General features: G+C 40.9%; 2 protein-coding genes. One reads left to right on the top strand and one right to left on the bottom strand.

Going from position 1 to position 1,100, the window contains the following annotated elements:
• Nucleotides 1–5: 5 nt before the first annotated feature.
• Nucleotides 6–224 (bottom strand): DUF2188 domain-containing protein, encoded by a 219-nt coding sequence (locus tag POTG_RS14315; protein WP_036645538.1) that lies wholly within the window; start codon nt 222–224, stop codon nt 6–8.
• Between the two features lie 94 nt (nt 225–318).
• Between POTG_RS14315 and POTG_RS23945 the strand changes: the two genes are divergently transcribed.
• Nucleotides 319–459: a hypothetical protein gene (locus POTG_RS23945; RefSeq protein ID WP_157259343.1), complete on the top strand. Its 141-nt coding sequence runs from the start codon at nt 319–321 to the stop codon at nt 457–459.
• Nucleotides 460–1,100 lie beyond the last annotated feature (641 nt).

Here is a 1,100-nt window from a genome sequence, read left to right as displayed (position 1 = left end):
GCTATTTATCCTTTTGGAGGATAAGGGTCTCTACCATGGCTGTCTTTAGATTGAATCTTACCATCTTTACCATGAATCACTAGTTCTGTGCCTTGGTTTTTCGCGATATGCCGACCAATTTTTACAGCCTCTTGTTTAGTATCGGTTACTTTCGTCGGTTTGTTACTACCTTCTGGTTTTACAGCCCAGCCGTCTTTGTGCGGTACAATGTGCTGATTCGGCATGCTACTACTCACCTCCTCTCATAGGAAGAAAGTTCTATGTAAAAGAAGGGCAATCCTTCCTGTTGTCGAAATATGAGGTTGGGAGACGAAAATAGTGGAAATAAACGAAGAACAAATTTGGATTCTGAGCCAGCTAGTAACCGGAAAAGTTCAGCAATTATCTGATTTTCACGGACTGCTTGATGAAGAAGATCCTGCTAATCATGCAAAGGAACTAGCTTACTACATTCATTAACTCGAAAAGAATGGGTTGTTATGGATCGGTCGGGGAGCGTTCACAACGGGCGGAGACACTCATCCTAAATACGAAAACAACATAAGAATTATTTGGTTTGAGTCGCTTCATCCAACACCTAAAGGTAGGTTAGTTAGAGATGGAACATATTAAAGCACCCTAACAGGTGCTTTTTTCATGCTCAAAAGGATATTTCTCCTAAATGTCGAAATAATTCGACTACGAGGGTGAAAATATTGGATGTTATCCCTAATGACAATACACTTAACTTGCTGGGAATGGAATTAATAAAGCTGCTAGCTATGTACATTTTATTGCCATCCTTAGCGGTTGCTGCAATTCTAAGACTCCTTAAGATCAGAGGGAAGGCATTGGGGTGGCTCAATATGGCTGCGGGACTCGTTGGTTTGTATTTTCTTGGAATGGGTTTAAAGTAGGGTGCGTGGAAATGGAGGGATGGACAATGTCTGATGGCTGAATTAAATGAAACTTTTGTAAAGGTTCCGCACTGGCTTATGAACTACTTGATGACAGCCGATCTTAATATGACTCAGTTCCAGATCCTACATGTGGTGATACGTTAAACGAAAAATTCAATGCAATACAATAGACAGCCTTTGACTGCTTAATCAGTCGAAGGC

Source organism: Paenibacillus sp. oral taxon 786 str. D14 (genome assembly GCF_000159955.1).
GTDB classification, from domain to species: Bacteria; Bacillota; Bacilli; order Paenibacillales; family Paenibacillaceae; genus Fontibacillus; species Fontibacillus phoenicis.
This window is presented reverse-complemented; position numbering and strand designations above follow the sequence as displayed.